We start from the raw sequence: 19971 nt of genomic DNA, 5'->3' as shown, positions 1-19971 counted from the left end.
GGCGTCAGCGGCTGGAGGCCCGGTTGGCGGACCGTGTCGCCGCGCGCTTGCGATGGGTGATGTGCTGCATCAGCTGGTTCTGCAGGTCGGCGAGCGGAGCGCCCTCCTCGTCGAGGTGGTGGCGCGTCCAGTCGCCGTCCGGGCCGAGCCACCAGGAGGCGGTCCGCTCGTCCATCGCCCGCTCGAACATGTCGTCGATCTCGCTGAGGTGCGCCGGCTCGACGATCCGCACCAGAGCCTCGACGCGGCGGTCGAGGTTGCGGTGCATCATGTCGGCGCTGCCGATGAAGACGTCCGGCTCGCCGCCGTTGACGAAGCTGAAGATGCGGGAGTGCTCGAGGTAGCGGCCGAGGATCGAGCGCACGCGGATGGTCTCGGAGAGCCCCTCCTGACCGGGCTTGAGCCCGCAGATGCCGCGCACCCAGACGTCGACCGGTACTCCGGCCTGGCTCGCGCGGTAGAGGGCGTCGATCACGGACTCGTCGACGATCGAGTTGACCTTGATCCGGATGCCCGAGGGCCGCCCCGCGCGGGCGTTCTCGGTCTCGGCGGCGATCCGCTTGAGCAGGCCCTTCCGGAGGTGGCGCGGCGCGACGAGGAGGCGCTTGAACTTCTTCTCGATCGCGTAGCCCGAGAGCTCGTTGAACAGCCGCGTCAGGTCCTTGCCGACCTCGGGGTCGGCCGTCAGGAGTCCGAGGTCCTCGTAGATGCGCGAGGTCTTCGGGTTGTAGTTGCCGGTGCCGATGTGGGAGTAGTGGCGGAGCACTCCGCCCTTCTCCTGGCGGATGACGAGCGCGAGCTTGCAGTGGGTCTTGAGCCCGACGAGCCCGTAGACCACGTGCACGCCCGCCTTCTCGAGCTTGCGCGCCCACGAGATGTTCGCCTGCTCGTCGAAGCGCGCCTTGATCTCGACCAGGGCGAGCACCTGCTTGCCCGACTCGGCCGCGTCGATCAGAGCCTCGACGATGGGGGAGTCGCCCGACGTGCGGTAGAGCGTCTGCTTGATCGCGAGCACATCCGGATCGGCCGCCGCCTGCTCGAGGAACGACTGCACGCTCGTCGCGAAGGACTCGTAGGGGTGGTGCAGGAGCACGTCGCCGCGGGAGACCGCCTTGAAGACGTCCTGCCGCTGGTTCGGCTCGCTCGGCGAGAGCTGCACCGCCGTCGTCGGGACGTGGTTGGGGTACTTCAGGTCCGGGCGGTCGATCTTCTGCAGGCTGAAGAGCCCGCTCAGGTCGAGCGGGGCCGGGAGCTTGTAGACCTCCTGCGTCGTGATGTCGAGCTCGCGGACCAGCAGGCCCAGCGTCTCGTCGTCCATGTCGTCGGTGACCTCGAGGCGGATGGGCGGGCCGAACCGGCGGCGCAGCAGCTCCTTCTCGAGCGCCTTGATCAGGTTCTCGGTCTCGTCCTCGTCGACCTCGACGTCCTCGTTGCGCGTCACCCGGAACACGTGGTGGTCGAGGATCTCCATGCCGGGGAACAGGTCGTCCAGCTGGTTGGCGATCAGGTCCTCGAGCGAGATGAAGCGCATCGGCTCGCCCGGCGCCGCGACGCCGGCGATCCGCACGAAGCGGGGGAGCATCTGCGGCACCTTGAGGCGCGCGAACTCGACCTTCTGCGTCTTCGGGTTGCGCACCCGCACCGAGAGGTTGAGGGAGAGGCCGGAGATGTAGGGGAACGGGTGCGCCGGGTCGACCGCGAGCGGCATCAGCACCGGGAACACCTGGGCCGAGAAGTAGTCGTCCAGCACGGTGCGCTCGGCGTCGCTCAGCTCGTCCCAGCGGACGAGGTCGATGCCGCCGTCGCGCAGGGCGGGCTCGACGAGCTCCTTGAACGCGCGGGAGTGGCGCTGCTGCAGCAGGTGCGCCTTCTCGGAGATGTCGGTCAGCACGTCGACCGGCACGCGGCCGATGTTCGTCGGCAGGGCGAGCCCCGTGAGGATCCGGCGCTTGAGGCCGGCGACCCGGACCATGAAGAACTCGTCGAGGTTCGACGAGAAGATCGCGAGGAAGTTCGCCCGCTCGAGCGCCGGCACCAGCGGGTCCTCCGCGAGCTCGAGCACGCGCTGGTTGAACGCGAGCCAGCTCAGCTCCCGGTCGAGGTAGCGGTTGTCGGGGAGGAGCGGGTCCGAGTGCTCCTCCTCGTCGTCGAAGTCGTCGTCGAGGTCATCACTGAGACCGTCTTCGAGAAGCAGGTTGTCGCCGTCCATGCGACCATCCTGGCACCGCGTCCGTCCGCTCCGCGCCGCCGCTCGTGAATGCCGGATGAACGGGGCCGGGGGAGGCCCTGTGGAGGAGCGCCGGCTCAGCGCACCGGCGCGGCGCGCTGCAGGTACTGCACGTCGACGGAGGCGTCCGTGAACCCGAGAGAGCGGTAGAGCGCCACCGCTGAGCGGTTCTCGGCCTCGACGTAGAGGTCGGCCGTGGTGCAGCCGCGCTCGAGCATCCGCGCGAGCCCGGCGTTCAGCAGGGTGCGGCCGAGTCCGCGTCCGGCCGCCTCGGGGGCGACTCCGAGGACGTAGATCTCGCCGGTCGTCGATCCGGGCTCGATCTTGAGCCAGTCGTAGCCGAGGAGCGTGCCGTCGGCGTCGCGGAGCAGGAGGAAGTCGCCCTCGTCGAACCACGGCTCCGCGCGGCGCGCCGCCAGGTCCTCCTCCGTCAGCCTCCCCTGCTCGGGGTGCGCGGCGAAGACCCGCGCGTTCAGGGCGATCCACTCGGCCGGGTCGAGGCCGCGCGCGTCCGAGAGGACGACGCCCTCGGGGACGCTGACCTCGGGGGCGGCGAGCGGCTCGAGCTCGAGGTGCAGCAGGGTGCGCACCGGGGCGAAGCCGTGGGAGGCCGCGAGGGCGCGGGCGGCGGGGTGGTCGCCGTGAGCCCAGGCGAGCAGGCCCGTCCGGCCGCTCGCGAGGACCTGCTCGAGGGTCGCGGTGCCGAAGCCGACCCCGCGCCACTCCGGATCGACGACGAACTCCAGCTCGCCCTGGCCGAGGATCGCCGCCGCCACGACCACGTCGGCGCGCAGCCCCACGAGGAGGGTGCGCGAGCCGGTCCGGGCGTCGACGAGGGTCTGGTCGCTGAAGGGGGGCTGGTGGTCGAACCAGGCGGCGCGCCCGATCAGGTGCTCGAGGCCGACCGCCACCGCGGGATCGGCCAGGTCCTCAACGGACAGGTTGAGCGACTCGCTCATTGTCCTCTTCGTACACGTTGAAGCGGTATCCGACGTTGCGGACCGTGCCGATCAGCGACTCCAGGTCGCCGAGCTTCGCGCGGAGGCGCCGCACGTGCACGTCGACCGTGCGGGTGCCGCCGAAGTAGTCGTAGCCCCACACCTCGCTCAGCAGCTGCTCGCGGGTGAAGACGCGCGAGGGATGCGTGGCGAAGAAGCGGAGGAGCTCGAACTCCTTGAAGGTGAGGTCGAGCGGGCGCCCGTGCACCTTGGCCGAGTAGCTGGCCTCGTCGATCACGACGCCCGAGGCCTGGATGCGCGAGGTCGACTGCTCCTGCGCCAGCCGGCCGATCACCAGGCGGATGCGGGCGTCGACCTCGGCGGGGCCGGCCGAGTCGAGGATGACGTCGTTGACCCCCCAGTCGGCCGAGACGGCCGTGAGCCCGCCCTCCGTGAGGATCAGGATGAGGGGGACGTTGATGCCCGTGGTCGTGAGGATCTTGCAGAGCGACTTGGCGCTGGCGAGGTCCTGCCGCGCGTCGACCAGGATCAGGTCGCAGCTCGGGGCGTTCACGAGCTGAGCGGGCTCCGCGGGGATCTGCCTGGTCCGGTGGCTGAGGAGCCCCAGTGCGGGGAGCACCTCGGCGCCTCCCGCCGAGGTCAGTATCAACAACTGCGCCACGGGTCCTCCAGAACTGGTCTGCCCGCAATACTAGCGGCGGGCCGGGAGGGGCGTCCGCCTGGGGCACAATTGTCGGATGGGCAGGGATCGGGTGGGCATCGGAGTCGTCTGGGCGCTCGCACTCGCGGGCTCCGTGCTGACGCTGGCGATCGCCGCTCCGGAGTCCCGGCAGCTCTGGCTCGCGCTGACGTTCGGCGGCTGCGTGCTCGCGACCTTCGCCGTGCAGCTCGCCGTCGCCCGCGCCGAGGGGTACCTCCTCCGCGCGATGACGAGCGTCGTCGGGGCGATGGCCCTGATCGCCGTCGCGAGCGGGATCGCCCTCCTCCTCCCCGCCTGAGCACCCGCGTCCTCCCTACCTGAGCACCCGGATCCGCCCCGCCTGAGCACTCGCTTCCGCCCTGCCCCGGCGTCGGACCCGGCGGGTAGGATGAGGGCATGCTTCTCGCCCTGGAACTCTTCTACCTCGGTCTGCTCGGGCTCGCCTCCCTCGCCATCGCGTGGGTCTCCGGCGTGGTCGTCTACAAGCTCTACCGCGGCCAGCGCTAGCCGCCGCCGGAGCCCGAGTGATCTCGCTTCCGTCGGGCCTCCCGCCCGAGCTCGTCCCCCTCTCCTGGCTGCTCGGCGTCTGGGAGGGCTCGGGCGTCATCGACTACACGATCGGCGACGACTCCGTCCAGGCCGAGTTCGGCCATCGCATCAGCTTCAGCTACGACGGCCTCCCGTACCTCAACTACAGCTCCTACACGTGGCTGATCGAGGAGGGCGCCGAGGAGGCACCCCGCCCCCTGGTCACCGAGACGGGCTACTGGCGTCTCAGCCGCGCGCTGACCGACGCCGACGCCGGCCCCGGCATGCTGCCCGGCCGTGGAGCCCCGGCCTTCCCCGACGCGGAGTCGGTCGAGACGCTGCGCAACGCCGCCGGCGGATTCGACATCGAGGTGTCGCTCGTGCACCCGGACGGGGTCAGCGAGCTCTACCTCGGCCAGGTCAAGGGGCCGCGGATCGACCTCGCGACCGACGCGGTGATGCGCACCGCCGCGGCGAAGGACTACGCCGCCGCCACGCGCCTCTACGGCCTGGTCGACGACCACCTGCTGTGGGCGTGGGACATCGCCGCGCTCGGTCAGGGCCTGCGGACCCACTCCTCCGGACGGCTCGCCCGTGTCGACTGACCCGCTCTCCCCGCTCCTGGGCGCCCCTGGCGCCGTCGCCACGACGAGCGCCGCCGAGCCCGGAGTCGCCGCCCACTACGGCGAGCCCTTCCGCGAGCAGCGCGCCCTCGCCGCGGGCACCGCGCTCGTCGACCTCTCCGGCCGCGGTGTCGTGACCGTCACCGGGCCGGACCGCCTCACCTGGATCGACTCGCTCACCAGCCAGGCCGTCTCCCGCCTCGCTCCCGGCGCGTCCGCCGAGACGCTCCTGCTCGACCCGACCGGCCGGATCGAGCACGTCATCCGCTTGGTCGACGACGGCGCCACCGCCTGGCTCCTGCTCGACCGCGACGAGACCGCAGGCCTGGCCGCGTGGCTCGACCGGATGCGCTTCATGCTCCGCGTCGAGGTCGCCGACCGCACCGACGAGTTCGCGACCCTCGCCGCCCTCGGCGACGGGCCGGCCCTGGCGCTCGCCCTGTCCCTCGCCGAGGCCCCCGTCGTCTGGGGCGACCCCTGGTCGCAGGTCCAGCCGGGCGGCTGGCAGTACGCACTGACCTCCGAGCACCCGGGGGCCTCCTGGGAGCTCCGCGAGGTCCTGGTCCCGCGAGCGGCCCTCGAAGCCCTCGCGGAGACGGCCGTCGGGGTGGGAGTGGCGCTCGCCGGCGTCGACGCCCTCGAGGCGCTGCGCATCGCCGCCTGGCGTCCGCGCCACGCGACCGAGGTCGACGAGCGGTCCATCCCGCACGAGCTCGACCTGCTGCGCTCGAGCGTGCACCTCGCCAAGGGCTGCTATCGCGGCCAGGAGACGGTGGCGAAGGTGCACAACCTCGGCCACCCGCCGCGGCGCCTGGTCCTGCTGCAGCTCGACGGCTCCGACTCGGTCCTCCCCGCCCACGGCGACGTCGTCACCGCGCTCAAGAACGGCGAGCCGGTCGAGGTCGGCACGGTCACCTCCAGTGCCTGGCACTACGAGGACGGACCCGTCGCCCTCGCGGTCGTCAAGCGGAGCGTCCCCGTCGACCTCGAGCTGACCGTGCTGGCCGGCGACTCGCGCGTGGCCGCGGCCCAGGAGGTCGTGGTCCCGCCCGGAGCCGGAGCGGAGGCGGGAGTGCCCCGCCTGCCCCGCCTCGGGGCGACGACCAGGTAGGCCACGCCGTGGTGGCCGCACGTCCCGCCGAGCGGGGCCGGGCGGCCGACCGGCTGCGCGGCCTCGTCCGCACCCCCGAGCTGAGTCCGGCGCGCGCCCTCGCCCGCGCGGGGGCCTCGCTTCCCGCCGTGCTGCAGATCGTGCTCGCGGCGACCCTCGCCTACTCCGTCGCGCACTTCCTCCTCGGGCACCCCTCGCCGGTGCTGGCGCTGACGGCCACGATCTCGAGCCTCGGCATCGCGCGCGACACCCGCCCCAAGCAGGTGGCCGAGACCGCGACGGGGATGCTCATCGGCATCACCGCCAGTGAGGTCCTGCTCCTGCTGTGGGGGAGCGGCGTCTGGCAGCTCGCCGTCGTCCTCGCGATCGTCTTCACGCTCGGTCGGGCCCTCTCGCCCTCGTCGGGGTTCGCCGTGGCCGCCGGGACCCAGGCGATGCTGGTGATGGTCCTCCCCGCACCGGACGGAGGGGTCTTCACGCGGAGCGTCGACGGCCTGATCGGCGGGCTCGCGGCGCTGCTCTGCACGGCGATCGTCCCCCGCCCGCCGCTGCGCACGGCGCGGGCCGAGGCGCACCGGCTCCTCACCGCGCTCAGCCGGACCGTGGAGGAGCTGGCCGAAGCGCTCCGCCGGGGCGACTCCTCGGCGTCCACTGCGGCCCTCGAGCGGATCCGCAAGACGCAGCCGGTCATCGACGGCTGGACCGCGGCGCTCGAGTCCGCGACCGGCGTCGCCCGGATCTCGCCGTTCGTCCGCCGGCACCGCGGCGAGCTCTCCCGCCAGGCCGTGATGCTGTCCGCGCTCGATCTCGCGACCCGGAACCTGCGCATCGTCGCTCGCCGCACCGACTTCCTCGTCGGGGACGGCGCCCCGCGGCCGGCGCTCGCCGGAGCGGTCGCCGCCCTCGGCCCGGGCATCGCGCTGCTCGGCCGCGCGGTCGCCGACCCGTCGGTGCTCGCCCTGGCGCGCCAGGACCTCGTGCTGCTCGCGACCACCCTCGACCCGCAACGGCTGATCCCGGAGGCGCGTCTCGCCGAGAAGACGGTGCTCGTCCTGCTCCGCCCGCTCGTCGTCGACCTGCTCACGGCGACCGGCGCCGCCCCCGCCGACGCCAGGGCCGCCCTTCCCCCGCTCGCCTAGCGCCGAGGAGGCCCTGTGCTCAGGAGGCCCAGTGCTCAGGAGGCCCAGCGTTCAAGAGGAGGGGGCGACCGCGTCCCACGCGACCGTCACCTCGCCCAGGCGCCAGCGCCGCGGTCCGCCGAGGACCGGCCACTCCGGCCGGAGGTCCCGGACCGCTGCGATCCACCGCTGCCCCGGACCGTAGACGGCGAGAGAGGCGTTCAGCGTCCACGCCCGTTCGAGGGCGGTGAGGAAGGCGTGCACGCCCTCGCCGGGGACGTTGCGGTGGATGAGGGCCTTCGGCAGACGCTCGGCCGCCGTCATCGGCGAGGGGATCGCCGCGAGTCGGAGCGAGAGGGTCAGCGAGCGCGGGCCCTCCCGGCCGACCTCGATCCAGGTGCAGATGCGGCCGATCTCGTCGCAGGTGCCTTCGACCAGGACGCCGTCGGGCTGCAGGCGGTCCGTCATCGTCGCCCAGGCCCCTCGCACCGCGTCCTCGTCGTACTGGCGGAGCACGTTGAAGGCGCGGATGACGCCTGCCCGCCGCCCCGCGGGCAGAGGCACCTCGAAGCCGCCGCGCTCGAAGCGCACGCGCGCGTCGGCCGGGAACGGCGTGCCGCCCTCCCGCACCCGGGCGAGCTGACGCCGAGCGGTGTCGACGCGGGCGGGCTCGATCTCGAGGCCGAGCACCTCGACGTCCGGCGCCGCCCGCACGAGGCGGCGGTGCAGCTCGAGCGTGGTGACCGCGCTCGCGCCGAAGCCGAGATCGACCACGAGCGGGGAGGCGGTGCTGCGCAGGACGGGCAGCTCGGCGAGGCGGCGGTCGACCCGGCGGAGGCGGTTCGTGCCCGTCGTTCCGCGGGTGACGGCTCCGATGGGCATGCTCTCCAGCGTATCCGCGGGCGAGGGGGCCGCCTCTAAGCTGGACGCATGTCCGAGACCTACACCCTCATCCTCGTGCGCCACGGCAACAGCGAGTGGAACCAGAAGAATCTGTTCACCGGCTGGGTCGACGTGCGCCTGACCGAGCAGGGCGTCGCGGAGGCCACCCGCGCCGGCGAGCTGCTGACCGAGGCGGGCCTGCACCCCGACATCGTCTACACGTCGCGCCAGACCCGCGCGATCCAGACCGCCAACATCGCCCTCGAGGTCGCCGACCGCCTGTGGATCGACGTCAAGCGCTCCTGGCGCCTCAACGAGCGCCACTACGGCGCTCTGCAGGGCAAGGACAAGGCGCAGACCCTCGCCGAGTACGGCCCCGAGCAGTTCCAGACCTGGCGCCGCTCGTTCGACGTGCCGCCGCCCCCGCTCGACGACGACGACCAGTACTCGCAGGCGCACGACGAGCGCTACGCCGACCTCGGCGACGCCCTGCCCCGCACCGAGTCGCTGAAGCTCGTGATCGAGCGGATGCTGCCGTACTGGGAGTCCGACATCAAGCCGGACCTCGCCTCGGGCAAGACCGTCATGATCACCGCGCACGGCAACTCCCTCCGCGCGCTGGTGAAGACGCTCGACGGCATCTCGGACTCGGACATCGCGGAGCTCAACATCCCGACCGGGATCCCCCTCGTCTACGAGCTGAACGAGGACTTCGAGCCCATCGGCGAGGCGCGCTACCTCGACCCCGAGGCCGCGGCCGCCGGTGCCGCCGCCGTCGCCGCCCAGGGCGCCAAGAAGTAGCACCGCCCGCACGAGAGAACGGCCCGCCCGAGTCCTCGACTCCGGCGGGCCGTCCTCGTCCGCAGCCCCGAGGGGGACGGCGCGGACACGTTCGGCCCGCAGGAGACGCTCGTTCCTGCGGGCCGGATCGTCCTCGGGCCGGAGCCCGGGTGTTCGTCTAGGAGTAGTCGCCCGAGATCAGGTACTGGACCTTCTTGGCGATCGACACGGCGTGGTCGGCGAAGCGCTCGTGGTAGCGGCTGGCGAGCGTCGCGTCGACGGTGTCGGCGGCCTGGCCCTTCCACGCCTCGCTGAGCACCTTGTCGAAGACGCTGACGTGCAGCTCGTCGATCTTGTCGTCCTCGTCGCGGATCTCCTCGGCGATGCGGGGGTCCTGCGAGCGGAGCAGGTCGGTCAGCTTGTGCGCGACGACCACGTCGAGGCGGCCCATCTCGACGAACGTCGGACGCAGGCTCTTGGGGACGACCTTGTCGGGGAAGCGGTAGCGCGAGAGCTGGGCGATGTGCTCGGCGATGTCGCCCATCCGCTCGAGCGACGCGCTGATGCGCAGCGCCGAGACGACGATCCGCAGGTCGCGGGCGACCGGGTTCTGCCGAGCGAGGATGTCGATGGCGAGCTCGTCGAGGCTGATGGCCAGCTCGTCGATGCGCGCGTCGCTCGCGATGACCTCCTCCGCGAGGGTGACGTCGGAGTGGTTGAACGCCTGGGTCGCCTTCTCGATGGCGATCTCGACGAGTCCGGAGATCTCGACGAGTCGTTCCTGGACCTCGGCCAGCTCCTGCTGGAAAACTTCGCGCATCTGTCTTCGACCCTCTCTGCGGCGCGCGCGGACGACGGCGCCGGATCTGCGGCGAGCACCTCGCACGCCGCTGCGACTGCACTCCGTGGGCGCAGGCGCAGCCATGATGACCACGGCAGGTTAACGGACGGTGCCGGGCGTTTGAACAGTACTCGACCCCCGGAGGATCGGCGGGCGTCCGGTAGGGGGACGCCCGGTGGATGGTTAGCCTGGGTCCGTGGATTCGGGCTTGATCGTGGTTCTGTCGCTCGTTCTCGGTGTCGCGATCGGGATCCTTCTGACGACCGTGCTCACGCTCGCCGCCCGTCAGGGCCGCATCGCACAGGACGTGATCTCGGTCGGGCTCCCCGAGGGGATCGAGGCGATCATCGACGCCGTCGGCTCGCCCGCCTTCGTGACCGACCCGTCGCACAACGTGCTGAAGGCGTCCACTCGCGCCGTCGCACTCGGCCTGGTCTCGCAGGACACGCTGCTCCACCCCGACCTCGCCGCCATCGTCGACCGCGTCCGCCGCTTCGGCGACGACATCGTCCAGGACCTGGAGCTCGCGACCAGCCCGCTCTCCGACGCCGCCGTGACGCTCGTCGTCCACGCGACCCGCCTCGGCTCCCGGTACGTCCTCGTCATCGCCGAGGACCACACCGAGGCGCGCCGGCTCGAGGCCGTCCGCCGGGACTTCGTCGCCAACATCTCCCACGAGCTGAAGACCCCGATCGGCGCCGTCGGCCTCCTCGCCGAAGCCCTCGACTCCGCCGCCGACGACCCCCAGCAGGTGCGCCGCTTCGCGCACCGGCTGACCCAGGAGTCGCACCGGCTCGCGAAGATCACCCGCGAGATCATCGAGCTCTCCCGCCTCCAGGCCGCCGACGTCGCCGGCTCCGCCGAGATCATCCGCGTGGACGACGTCGTCACGGCGGCGCTCGAGACCACCCACGTCATGGCGGAGTCGCACGACGTCACGCTGGTCAAGGGCGGGATGAAGAAGGCCTACGTGGTGGGGCAGGAGAAGATGCTCGTCTCGGCTCTGCACAACCTGCTCGCCAACGCCATCCAGTACTCGCCCGCCGGCTCCCGCGTCGGCATCGGCGTCCGCTCCACCGGCGGCGTCGTCGAGATCGCCGTCACCGACCAGGGCATCGGTATCCCGGAGGAGGACCTCGACCGGGTGTTCGAGCGCTTCTACCGCGTCGACCAGGCCCGCTCCCGCCACACCGGCGGCACCGGACTCGGCCTCAGCATCGTCAAGCACGCCGTGCAGAACCACGGTGGCGACGTCCGCGTCTGGTCCAAGCCCGGCCGCGGCTCCACCTTCACCATCCGGCTCCCCGAAGCCGACCCCGCCCGGACGCCCTTCGCGGCGACCGCCCCGATAGGAGAACACGCGTGACCAGCATCCTGCTCGTCGAGGACGAGAGCGCCCTCAGCGAGCCCCTCAGCTACCTGCTCGAACGCGAGGGCTACGACGTCACCGTCGCCGAGGACGGCAACCGCGCCGTCGCCGCCTTCGACGAGGGCGACTACGACCTGATCCTCCTCGACCTGATGCTGCCCGGCATGCCCGGCACCGAGGTCTGCCGCGAGATCCGCACCCGCTCCTCCGTCCCGATCATCATGGTCACCGCGAAGGACTCCGAAGTGGACATCGTCGTCGGCCTGGAGCTCGGCGCGGACGACTACGTCACCAAGCCCTACTCCACCCGCGAACTGCTCGCCCGCATCCGCGCCGTCCTCCGCCGCCGCACCGAGGAGCCCGGCGAGGAGCGGATCGTCGTCGCCGGCCCCGTCCGCATGGACATCGAGCGCCACACGGTCGAAGTCGACGGCGTCGAGACCCCGATGCCGCTCAAGGAGTTCGAACTCCTCGAGATGCTCCTCCGCAACGCCGGCCGCGTCCTCACCCGTGGCCAGCTCATCGACCGCGTCTGGGGCAGCGACTACTTCGGCGACACGAAGACCCTCGACGTCCACGTCAAGCGCATCCGCTCCAAGATCGAGAAGACACCGAAGGAGCCGGTGCTCTTGGTTACTGTCCGCGGCCTCGGCTACCGCTTCGACGCTTGATCGCGGGCCTTGACGGGGCGATCTGCGGCGTTGTCGTCGGTTGCGATACCGCTGGTATCGCGCCCTCCTCCGCCTTGCAGCTCACCCCACCAGGACCCGCGATCAACCCTGTGCTGGAGGGGCGGGTGGGGCCGTCGCTCCGCGACGAGCCGCAGAAGGGGTGGGGCCGTCGCTCCGCGACGAGCCGTAAGAAGGGGGGGGGGGGCGTCGCTGCGCGACGAGCCTGGTGGGGAGTCGCTCGCGGCAGGAGGGTCGAGTAGCCGGCGGAGCCGGTGTATCGAGACCCGCGGGTACGGGCGGCGGCTGCAGGGTGGTCGAGTAGGCGACGGGGTCGGTGTATCGAGGCCTGCGGGGACGGGCGGCGCCTTCGTGGTGGTCGAGTAGCCGGCGGAGCCGGCGTATCGAGACCGGGCGGGGACGACGAAGGGCCGCCCACCGGGGTGGACGGCCCTCGGGGTCGTGGGGCTACTCCGCGGTGGGAGCGTCGACGCCGGGCTCGGCGGTGGGAGTGGGGAGCGCGGTCTGGGCGGGATCCGCGGTCGGAGTGAGAGTGGGGGTCGCGGAGGGCGCGGGGGTCAGCGTCGAGTAGGCCTCGAGGGCGTTCGTCAGGACGGGGACGAGGAGCTCCTTGCCCTGCTCGGAGCCGTACTGGAAGTAGACGGGGAGCAGGCCGCCGGGGATGGTGTCGATGTCGTCCATCTGGACGGCCTCGGTGCTGTCGGGACGGACCTCGGTGCGGCCGGGGACGGCGTCGACGGTGTCGCTGGTGCGGCCCGCGGAGCCCTCGTACTGCACCTCGACGCTCAGCGCCTCGTCGGTGGAGTTCACGAGCGTGACGATCAGGGTGCCGGCCTCGCCGTCGTCCGAGACGATCATCGCGTTGCGGATGGCGAGATCGCCGATCGTCGCCCCGACTCCGTCGCTCGGGTCGTAGATCTTGCGCGTCGCCTGCGGGGCGACGAGGTTGCAGCCGGCGGTAGCGAGGGCGACGCCGACCGCGAGAACGACGGATGCAGCGATACGCGCCTTCACAGGAACCTCCAGATCGTCGGCCCCGCTCGCCCCGGACAGGGCGACTTCACTGTGCACGAGCCGACACCAGGCTAGCGTAGCGAGCACCGCGGCTCCGCCCGTCCGGACTCCCGTCCCGCCCGGCGCGCATGGTAATCTGTCCGCCGCTGAAAGGACGTCGCATGCAGTTCGAGGTCGGAGAGACGGTCGTCTACCCCCATCACGGAGCCGCCACGATCGCCGAGGTGAAGACCCGGACGATCAAGGGCCAGGAGAAGATGTACCTGAAGCTCCGCGTCGCGCAGGGCGATCTCGTCATCGAGGTGCCCGCCGACAACGTCGACCTCGTGGGCGTCCGCGACGTCATCGGCCGCGAGGGCGTCGACCGCGTGTTCGAGGTCCTGCGCGCCGAGGTCGTCGAGGAGCCGACCAACTGGTCGCGCCGCTACAAGGCCAACCTCGAGAAGCTCGGGTCCGGCGACGTCGTCAAGGTCTCCGAGGTCGTCCGCGACCTCACCCGCCGCGACCGCGAGCGCGGGCTCTCGGCGGGGGAGAAGAGCATGCTCGCCAAGGCGCGCCAGATCCTCGTCTCCGAGCTCGCCCTGGCCGAGAAGACCGACGAGGACGCCGCCTCCGTGCTCCTCGACGAGGTCCTCGCATCCTGAGCGCGCCGACCGCGGCCGTCGTCGTCGTCGCCGCCGGCAGCGGTACGAGGCTCGGCCGCGAGCGACCCAAGGCCTACGTCGACTGCGCGGGGAGGACGATCCTCGAGCGCAGCCTGCGCACGGTGCTGCTGCTCTCGGAGCCCGTCCAGATCGTCGTCGTGGCGCCCGCCGCCCTTCTCGAGGAGACCGCCGCTCTGGTCCGCGCCGCCGGCGCCGCGGACGGCTCCGTCAGCGTCGTCGCCGGAGGCGCCAGCCGCCAGGAGTCGGTCGCGCGCGGACTGCGGGCGCTCGACCCCGCCGTCGAGACGGTGCTCGTGCACGACGCCGCCCGCGCCCTCACGCCCGTCGACCAGTTCGAGCGGGTGATCGCGGCGGTCCGGGCGACGGGCGGCGGAGTGATCCCCGGCCTGCCGGTCACCGACACGATCAAGCGCATCCGCGCCGACGGCGGGATCCTCGGCACGGTGGACCGCTCGGAGCTCGCCGCGGTCCAGACGCCGCAGGGCTTCCCGCGCACGCTCCTCGACGAGGCCTACGCCTCGGCGGAGGAGGAGTTCACCGACGACGCGGCGCTCCTCGCCTCACGCGGCGGTCCCTCGGTCGTCGTCGCGGGCGACCCGCTCGCCTTCAAGATCACCACTCCCTGGGACCTGGCCCGCGCGGAGCAGGTGCTCGCGCCGCCTCCCGCCGTCGTCGTGCCGCGCGTCGGCATCGGCACGGACGTGCACGCGTTCGACGACGCGTCGCCGCTCTGGCTCGCAGGTCTCCACTGGCCGGGCGAGCGGGGCCTGTCCGGGCACAGCGACGGCGACCCGGTCGCCCACGCGATCTGCGACGCGCTCCTGGCGGCGGCGGGTCTCGGCGACATCGGCTCCCGCTTCGGCACGGCCGACCCGCGCTTCGAGAACGCCCACGGCGAGGTCTTCCTCCGCGCCACCCGCGAGCTGGTCGAGGCCGCGGGCTTCGCCATCGGCAACGTCTCGGTGCAGCTCATCGGCAACCGCCCGAAGTTCTCACCGCGGCGCGAGGAGGCGCAGAGGCTGCTGACCGAGCTGCTCGGCGCACCGGTCAGCGTCGCCGCCACCACCTCCGACGCGCTGGGCTTCACCGGCCGGGGCGAGGGGGTGGCCGCGACCGCGACTGCGCTCGTCCTCCCCACCCCCGCGATCGCCCGCTAGTCCCCGGACGGAGCCGCCGACCAGGCCGGGAGCGGTGCGCCCGGTAAACTCGCCCGCGTGACTCTGCGACTGCATGACTCGAAGGCCCAGGCCCTCGTCGATTTCGTCCCCCTCCGCGAGAACGAGGTCGGGATGTACGTCTGCGGACCCACCGTGCAGTCCTCGCCCCACATCGGGCACCTGCGCTCCGCCCTCGCCTACGACCAGCTGCGCCGCTGGCTGGCGTACCGCGGCTTCCAGGTCACCCTGGTGCGCAACGTCACCGACATCGACGACAAGATCCTCGCCATCGCCGAGGACGCGCGGCGTCGAGCGCCCGAGGGTGCGCCGGTCGAGCAGTGGTGGGCGCTCGCCTACCGCGTCGAGCTCGAGTTCACCGCCGCGTACACGGCCCTCGGCATCCTCCCGCCGACCTACGAGCCGCGCGCGACCGCGAGCATCGCCGAGATGATCGCGCTCATCCAGACCCTGATCGAGCGCGGTCACGCCTACCCGGCGCCCGACGACTCCGGCGACGTCTACTTCGACACGCGGTCCTGGCCGGACTACGGCTCGCTCACCCACCAGCGCCTCGAGAGCATGGAGGCGGCGACCGACGCCGATCCGCGCGGCAAGCGCGACCCGCACGACTTCGCGCTCTGGAAGGGCGCCAAGCCGGAGGAGCCGGAGTCGGCCGCCTGGGCCTCGCCGTGGGGAGCGGGACGCCCCGGCTGGCACATCGAGTGCTCCGCCATGTCGACGAAGTACCTCGGCACCCAGTTCGACATCCACGGCGGCGGGCTCGACCTGCGCTTCCCCCACCACGAGAACGAGCTCGCCCAGTCCAGCGCCGCCGGCCACGCCTTCGCCAGCTACTGGCTGCACAACGGGCTCGTGTCCGTCACCGGCCAGAAGATGAGCAAGTCGCTCGGCAACTCGGTGTTCGCCTCCGAGCTGCTCGAGGCGGCCCGCCCGCTCGTCGTCCGCTACTACCTCGGCTCGGCCCACTACCGCTCCACCCTCGAGTTCCACGACGGAGCCCTCGAGGAGGCCGAAGCGGCCCTGGAGCGGATCGAGGGCTTCCTCGAGCGCTCCCGCCGCCGCCTCGACGGCACGCGGTTCGCCGCGCTCGGCGAGCCCGTGGTCCCGGAGGAGTTCGCCGAGGCGATGGACGACGACCTGTCCGTCCCGCAGGCCATCGGCGTCCTGCACGAGACCGTGCGCGCCGGCAACGCCGCCCTCGACGCCGAGGACCTCGGCTCCGTCTCGGCCCTGCGCACCCAGGTGCTCGCGATGGCGGCCGTGCTCGGCATCGACCCGGAGGCGCCCGAGTGGGCGCGCTCCGACGACGAACCCTCGTACCGCGCGCTCAGCGTGCTGGTCGACCGCCTGGTCGCCGAACGCCAGACCGCGCGCGAGCAGCGCGACTGGGCGAGCGCCGACCGCATCCGAACCGATCTCGCCGCGGCGGGAATCACGATCGAAGACACCCAGACGGGTGCGCATTGGAGTCTCGATGGCGAATAAGCCCGGCCGCCCCGGAGCGGTCCGAAAGAAGAGCAAGGGCAAGGCCGTCGGTTCCGGCGGTCAGGGCCGCCAGGCCCTCGAGGGCAAGAAGCCCACGCCCAAGGCCGAGGACCGGCCGTACCACCCCGCAGGCAAGGCGAAGCTCGCGCGCGAGCGCTTCGTCGCCGCCGGCGGCAAGGGCCGCCCCGGCGGAGCCCTCTCCGCGGCCGCCCGCGGACAGGGCCGCCCCGCTCCGTCGCGCAAGCCCAAGAGCGGCGACGACTTCGAGATGGTGACGGGCCGCAACTCGGTCCTCGAGGCGCTGCGCGCCAGCATCCCGGCGACGACCCTCTACCTGGCGACCCGCATCGAGATGGACGACCGGGTCAAGGAGGCGCTCAAGATCGCCACCGCCCGCGGCCTTCCCGTGCTCGAGGTCATGCGACCGGAGCTCGACCGCCTCGCCGGCCCCGACTCCGTGCACCAGGGCCTCGTGCTCAAGGTGCCGCCCTACGAGTACGCCCACCCGAGCGACCTGCTCGAGCGCAGCGTCTCCCGCGGAGCCGTCCCCCTCCTCGTCGCCCTCGACGGCATCACCGACCCGCGCAATCTCGGAGCGATCATCCGCTCCGTCGCCGCTTTCGGCGGGCAGGGCGTCATCGTCCCGCAGCGCCGCTCCGTCGGCCTCAACTCCGCCGCCTGGAAGACCTCCGCCGGAGCCGCCGCACGCATCCCCGTGGCGATGGCGTCCAACCTCACCGCCATGATCAAGGACTTCAAGCGCGAGGGCGTCTTCGTCATCGGACTCGACGGCGACGGCGACGTGATGCTGCCCGGCCTCGAACTCGCTGACCGTCCGCTCCTCGTCGTCGTCGGCAGCGAGGGCAAGGGCCTCTCCCGCCTCGTCACCGAGCAGTGCGACGCCGTCGTCTCCATCCCGATCAGCTCCGCCACGGAATCCCTCAACGCCGGGATCGCGGCGTCGGTGGCGCTCTACGAGATCTCCAAACTCCGCTCCGAGTAGCGCGCGCGCGGGTGCCGGCACGGTGATCTGCGGCGTTGTCGTCGGGCGCGATACCGCCGGTATCGCTTCCTCCTCCGCCTTGCAGCTCACCGCGCCGGCACCCGCGCTACGGGGCTGGAGGGGTGAGGCGCCGCCTGCGGCGAGCGGAGGGGCGCCGCCTTCGGCGAGCGGGGCGGGGCGCCGCCTGCGGCCACCGGGAAGGCGAAGAGGGCCCGTGCGGACGGCGCGGGCCCTCGTGCGGTGGGGGTCAGACGTTCTTGGTCCAGTCGACGTCGGCGTCCTCGTCGGTGAGCTCGGCGTCGCCGGACTCGTCGAGGACGAGGTTCGGGAGGGTCAGCGCCTCGGTGGGAGGAGCGATGACCGTCGCCTCGTCGCGGCGGTGACGCAAAATGTCGTTCACGTAAGCGGTGACCGCCTCCGCCAGGGGGACGTCGCGCGCCTGCTGCTGCGACATGAACCAGCGGTGCTCGAGCAGCTGGTGGAACATCTCGGCCGGCTCCAGGCGACCCTTGAGATCACGGGGGATCGAGCGGATGACCGGCTCGAACACCTGCGCCAGCCACTCGTGCGCCACCATCTCCTCGTCCAGGCCCTGCTTGTCGTACGTCGCCGTGTACGAGTCGAGGTCGTTCAGGAGCCGCCGCGCCTGGTTCTCCTGCGCGTCCAGCCCGGTGAGACGGAGCAGCCGTCGCTGGTGGTGGCCGGCGTCGACCACCTTCGGCTGGATCCGCACCGTCGAACCGGCCTCGTCGGTCTTGATCGCGAGCTCCTCGATGTCGAAGCCGAGCTCGTTCAGCCGGTTCACGCGGTCGTTGATCCGCCAGCGCTCCGACGTCGCGAACGACTCGGCACCGGTCAGCTCCTTCCAGAGGCTGCGGTACGCCGCAACGATCCCGTCGGAGACCGTGATCGGGTCGAGCTCGTCGTCGACGCGGCCGCCCGCCTCGAGGTCGAGCAGCTCGCCGGCGATGTTGACGCGGGCGATCTCCAGGTCGTTCTCGCGCTGGCCGTTCGAGAGGCCGCCCGAGTAGAGCTGCCCGGTCTCCGCGTCCACCAGGTAGGCGGCGAAGGCGCCGGCATCGCGCCGGAAGAGGGTGTTCGAGAGCGACACGTCGCCCCAGAAGAAGCCGATCACGTGCAGCCGGACGAGGAGGAGCGCCAGCGCGTCGACCAGGCGGGTCGCCGTGTCCGGCCGCAGCGTCTGGGAGAACAGCGCCCGGTAGGGGAGCGAGAACTTGAGGTGACGGGTCACCAGCACCGCGGGCAGGGCCTCGCCCTCGTCGTCGGTGCGGTTCGTGATCACGGCACCCGGCACCACGCACGGCACGTCGAGGCGCTGCAGCGTCTTCAGCATCTCGTACTCGCGCCGCGACATCTCGGCGGTCGTCTCCTTGACGGCGACGACGTGGCCGGAGAGGTGCGCGAAGCGGACCGTGTGCCGCGAGATGCCCTTCGGCAGAGCGGCGATGTACTCGTCGGGCCAGTCGTCGAGCCGCAGGTTCCACGGCAGGTCGAGCAGGGCCGGGTCGACGGTGGCCGAGGTGATGTTCAGGGAGCCGGACATGGTGCGCCGTTCGTGTCGCGTGTCGGACGGTGGGGGAGCCGCAGACGACGCTGCCGCCGCCCTGGAGGGGACGGCGGCAGCGTGCGGTGCAGGAGGAGGCTCAGGAGAGGCGCTCGCCCGACTCCGCGTCGAAGATGTGCACGCGGTGGTTCGCGGTCACGTACACGCGGTCGCCCGCGGTGGGGTGCACGCGGCCGTCGACGCGCGCGACGATGTCGGTGCGGCGGCCCTCGACCTCGGTGTGGCCGTAGAGGTAGCCGTCCGAGCCGAGCTCCTCGATGAGGTCGACCTCGATCGGCAGTCCGCCGGGCTGGGTCGAGACGGTGACGTCCTCGGGGCGCACGCCGAGCGTGACGACCTTCTGGCTCGTCTTCGCGAGCGCCTCGCGGGCGATCGGGAGGACGGTGTCGCCGAACTTGACGCCGCCGTCGGTGACGTCCGCGTGGAACAGGTTCATCGCGGGCGAGCCGATGAAGCCGGCCACGAAGACGTTGTTCGGGTTCTCGTACAGGTCGCGGGGCGAGCCGACCTGCTGGAGGAGGCCGTCCTTGAGGACCGCGATGCGGTCGCCCATGGTGAGGGCCTCGGTCTGGTCGTGGGTGACGTAGACCGTGGTGATGCCCAGGCGGCGCTGCAGCGTGCCGATCTGGGTGCGGGTGGACACGCGGAGCTTGGCGTCGAGGTTCGACAGCGGCTCGTCCATGAGGAAGACCTGGGGCTTGCGGACGATGGCGCGGCCCATCGCTACGCGCTGGCGCTGGCCACCGGAGAGCGCCTTCGGCTTGCGGTTGAGGTAGGGCTCGAGGTCCAGCATCTTCGCGGCCTCGAGGACCCGCGCGGCGCGCTCGTCCTTGTTCACGCCGGCGATCTTGAGCGCGAAGCCCATGTTCTCGGCGACGGACATGTGCGGGTACAGCGCGTAGTTCTGGAAGACCATCGCGATGTCGCGGTCCTTCGGCGGAACGTCCGTGACGTTGCGGTCGCCGATGAGGATGCGGCCCTCGTTGACCTCTTCGAGGCCGGCGAGCATGCGCAGTGACGTGGACTTGCCGCAGCCGGAAGGGCCGACGAGGACGAGGAACTCGCCGTCGCCCACCTCGAGGTTGAGCTTGTCGACGGAGGCGCGAGTGGCCCCGGGGTAGACGCGGGACGCGTGGTCGAAAGTTACGGACGCCATTGTTCTTGCTCCTTCACCGGCAGGTACGTGCCGGACGATCCGAGTGAATGGAAGTGAT

19 protein-coding genes are annotated in these 19971 nt (G+C 71.9%); 11 read left to right on the top strand and 8 right to left on the bottom strand.

The genetic code is table 11. The features are described 5' to 3' along the window. Positions 1-4: 4 nt before the first annotated feature. The 3 genes from GSU45_RS11985 to GSU45_RS11975 form a co-directional block, all read right to left on the bottom strand. Positions 5-2209 carry an RNA degradosome polyphosphate kinase gene (locus tag GSU45_RS11985; RefSeq protein ID WP_104224702.1) on the bottom strand — a complete coding sequence of 735 codons (2205 nt, stop codon included), beginning with the start codon at positions 2207-2209 and terminating at the stop codon, positions 5-7. Between the two features lie 95 nt (positions 2210-2304). After that, entirely contained in the window at positions 2305-3186 is an 882-nt protein-coding gene (mshD, locus tag GSU45_RS11980) for a mycothiol synthase (protein ID WP_159915223.1), read from the bottom strand. Next, positions 3158-3847 carry a response regulator transcription factor gene (locus GSU45_RS11975; protein WP_104224700.1) on the bottom strand — a complete coding sequence of 230 codons (690 nt, stop codon included), beginning with the start codon at positions 3845-3847 and terminating at the stop codon, positions 3158-3160. The genes mshD and GSU45_RS11975 overlap by 29 nt, the downstream gene beginning before the upstream one ends. Positions 3848-3923: 76 nt before the next feature. On the opposite strand from GSU45_RS11975, the gene GSU45_RS11970 reads away from it, so the two are divergent. From GSU45_RS11970 to GSU45_RS11955, 4 genes are all read left to right on the top strand, one after another. Next, positions 3924-4184 carry a hypothetical protein gene (locus tag GSU45_RS11970; protein ID WP_159915221.1) on the top strand — a complete coding sequence of 87 codons (261 nt, stop codon included), beginning with the start codon at positions 3924-3926 and terminating at the stop codon, positions 4182-4184. Between the two features lie 226 nt (positions 4185-4410). Then, complete coding sequence (locus GSU45_RS11965; RefSeq protein ID WP_159915219.1) at positions 4411-5019, top strand: FABP family protein; 609 nt, start codon at positions 4411-4413, stop codon at positions 5017-5019. 16 nt (positions 5020-5035) lie between these two features. Next, positions 5036-6148 (top strand): folate-binding protein, encoded by a 1113-nt coding sequence (locus GSU45_RS11960; protein ID WP_244248300.1) that lies wholly within the window; start codon positions 5036-5038, stop codon positions 6146-6148. Between the two features lie 8 nt (positions 6149-6156). Further along, on the top strand, positions 6157-7287 hold the full coding sequence (locus tag GSU45_RS11955; RefSeq protein ID WP_159915215.1) for an FUSC family protein: 1131 nt from the start codon (positions 6157-6159) through the stop codon (positions 7285-7287). 51 nt (positions 7288-7338) lie between these two features. On the opposite strand, the gene GSU45_RS11950 is transcribed toward GSU45_RS11955, so the two are convergent. Beyond that, entirely contained in the window at positions 7339-8148 is an 810-nt protein-coding gene (locus GSU45_RS11950; protein WP_159915213.1) for a class I SAM-dependent methyltransferase, read from the bottom strand. 48 nt (positions 8149-8196) lie between these two features. On the opposite strand from GSU45_RS11950, the gene GSU45_RS11945 reads away from it, so the two are divergent. Next, complete coding sequence (locus GSU45_RS11945) at positions 8197-8949, top strand: phosphoglyceromutase (protein ID WP_104224694.1); 753 nt, start codon at positions 8197-8199, stop codon at positions 8947-8949. Between the two features lie 157 nt (positions 8950-9106). On the opposite strand, the gene phoU is transcribed toward GSU45_RS11945, so the two are convergent. Next, positions 9107-9748 (bottom strand): phosphate signaling complex protein PhoU, encoded by a 642-nt coding sequence (gene phoU, locus GSU45_RS11940; RefSeq protein WP_104224693.1) that lies wholly within the window; start codon positions 9746-9748, stop codon positions 9107-9109. A 217-nt stretch (positions 9749-9965) separates the two neighbouring features. On the opposite strand from phoU, the gene GSU45_RS11935 reads away from it, so the two are divergent. After that, positions 9966-11135 carry an ATP-binding protein gene (locus tag GSU45_RS11935; RefSeq protein WP_104224692.1) on the top strand — a complete coding sequence of 390 codons (1170 nt, stop codon included), beginning with the start codon at positions 9966-9968 and terminating at the stop codon, positions 11133-11135. Further along, positions 11132-11809 (top strand): response regulator transcription factor, encoded by a 678-nt coding sequence (locus tag GSU45_RS11930; RefSeq protein ID WP_104227263.1) that lies wholly within the window; start codon positions 11132-11134, stop codon positions 11807-11809. Before GSU45_RS11935 ends, GSU45_RS11930 begins: the two co-directional genes overlap by 4 nt. 465 nt (positions 11810-12274) lie before the next feature. Here GSU45_RS11930 and GSU45_RS11925 read toward each other — a convergent pair whose 3' ends face one another. Further along, positions 12275-12841 (bottom strand): hypothetical protein, encoded by a 567-nt coding sequence (locus GSU45_RS11925; RefSeq protein WP_159915211.1) that lies wholly within the window; start codon positions 12839-12841, stop codon positions 12275-12277. Between the two features lie 161 nt (positions 12842-13002). On the opposite strand from GSU45_RS11925, the gene GSU45_RS11920 reads away from it, so the two are divergent. From GSU45_RS11920 to rlmB, 4 genes are read left to right on the top strand one after another with little or no spacing between them, the layout of a single operon-like run. Continuing rightward, positions 13003-13485, top strand: a complete 483-nt coding sequence (locus GSU45_RS11920) for a CarD family transcriptional regulator (RefSeq protein WP_159915209.1) — start codon at positions 13003-13005, stop codon at positions 13483-13485. Further along, entirely contained in the window at positions 13479-14663 is a 1185-nt protein-coding gene (gene ispD / locus GSU45_RS11915) for a 2-C-methyl-D-erythritol 4-phosphate cytidylyltransferase (protein ID WP_159917104.1), read from the top strand. The genes GSU45_RS11920 and ispD overlap by 7 nt, the downstream gene beginning before the upstream one ends. A 57-nt stretch (positions 14664-14720) precedes the next feature. Beyond that, the gene (cysS, locus tag GSU45_RS11910; RefSeq protein ID WP_159915207.1) at positions 14721-16169 is read left to right on the top strand and encodes a cysteine--tRNA ligase; all 1449 of its coding nucleotides are present in this window, start codon (positions 14721-14723) and stop codon (positions 16167-16169) included. Continuing rightward, positions 16159-17172 (top strand): 23S rRNA (guanosine(2251)-2'-O)-methyltransferase RlmB, encoded by a 1014-nt coding sequence (rlmB, locus tag GSU45_RS11905; RefSeq protein ID WP_159915205.1) that lies wholly within the window; start codon positions 16159-16161, stop codon positions 17170-17172. The genes cysS and rlmB overlap by 11 nt, the downstream gene beginning before the upstream one ends. 247 nt (positions 17173-17419) lie before the next feature. Here rlmB and GSU45_RS11900 read toward each other — a convergent pair whose 3' ends face one another. Together GSU45_RS11900 and ugpC are read right to left on the bottom strand one after the other, a co-directional pair. Then, positions 17420-18736 carry a DUF4032 domain-containing protein gene (locus tag GSU45_RS11900; RefSeq protein ID WP_159915203.1) on the bottom strand — a complete coding sequence of 439 codons (1317 nt, stop codon included), beginning with the start codon at positions 18734-18736 and terminating at the stop codon, positions 17420-17422. Positions 18737-18836: 100 nt separating this feature from the next. Continuing rightward, positions 18837-19913, bottom strand: coding sequence for a sn-glycerol-3-phosphate ABC transporter ATP-binding protein UgpC (gene ugpC / locus GSU45_RS11895; RefSeq protein ID WP_104224593.1), 1077 nt, complete (start codon positions 19911-19913; stop codon positions 18837-18839). Positions 19914-19971 lie beyond the last annotated feature (58 nt).

The sequence above is a fragment of the Rathayibacter sp. VKM Ac-2801 genome (assembly GCF_009834245.1).
Taxonomy (GTDB): domain Bacteria; phylum Actinomycetota; class Actinomycetes; order Actinomycetales; family Microbacteriaceae; genus Rathayibacter.
Note: the sequence above shows the minus strand (reverse complement) of the source record. Positions and strands in the feature narration are given on the sequence as shown.

Excerpts from the sequence above, each read along its gene's own strand:
- GSU45_RS11985 (WP_104224702.1), bottom strand. The coding sequence starts at position 2,209 with ATGGACGGCGACAACCTGCTTCTCGAAGACGGTCTCAGTGATGACCTC.
- mshD (WP_159915223.1), bottom strand. The coding sequence starts at position 3,186 with ATGAGCGAGTCGCTCAACCTGTCCGTTGAGGACCTGGCCGATCCCGCG.
- GSU45_RS11970 (WP_159915221.1), top strand. The coding sequence starts at position 3,924 with ATGGGCAGGGATCGGGTGGGCATCGGAGTCGTCTGGGCGCTCGCACTC.
- GSU45_RS11950 (WP_159915213.1), bottom strand. The coding sequence starts at position 8,148 with ATGCCCATCGGAGCCGTCACCCGCGGAACGACGGGCACGAACCGCCTC.
- GSU45_RS11945 (WP_104224694.1), top strand. The coding sequence starts at position 8,197 with ATGTCCGAGACCTACACCCTCATCCTCGTGCGCCACGGCAACAGCGAG.
- phoU (WP_104224693.1), bottom strand. The coding sequence starts at position 9,748 with ATGCGCGAAGTTTTCCAGCAGGAGCTGGCCGAGGTCCAGGAACGACTC.
- GSU45_RS11920 (WP_159915209.1), top strand. The coding sequence starts at position 13,003 with ATGCAGTTCGAGGTCGGAGAGACGGTCGTCTACCCCCATCACGGAGCC.
- rlmB (WP_159915205.1), top strand. The coding sequence starts at position 16,159 with ATGGCGAATAAGCCCGGCCGCCCCGGAGCGGTCCGAAAGAAGAGCAAG.
- GSU45_RS11900 (WP_159915203.1), bottom strand. The coding sequence starts at position 18,736 with ATGTCCGGCTCCCTGAACATCACCTCGGCCACCGTCGACCCGGCCCTG.
- ugpC (WP_104224593.1), bottom strand. The coding sequence starts at position 19,913 with ATGGCGTCCGTAACTTTCGACCACGCGTCCCGCGTCTACCCCGGGGCC.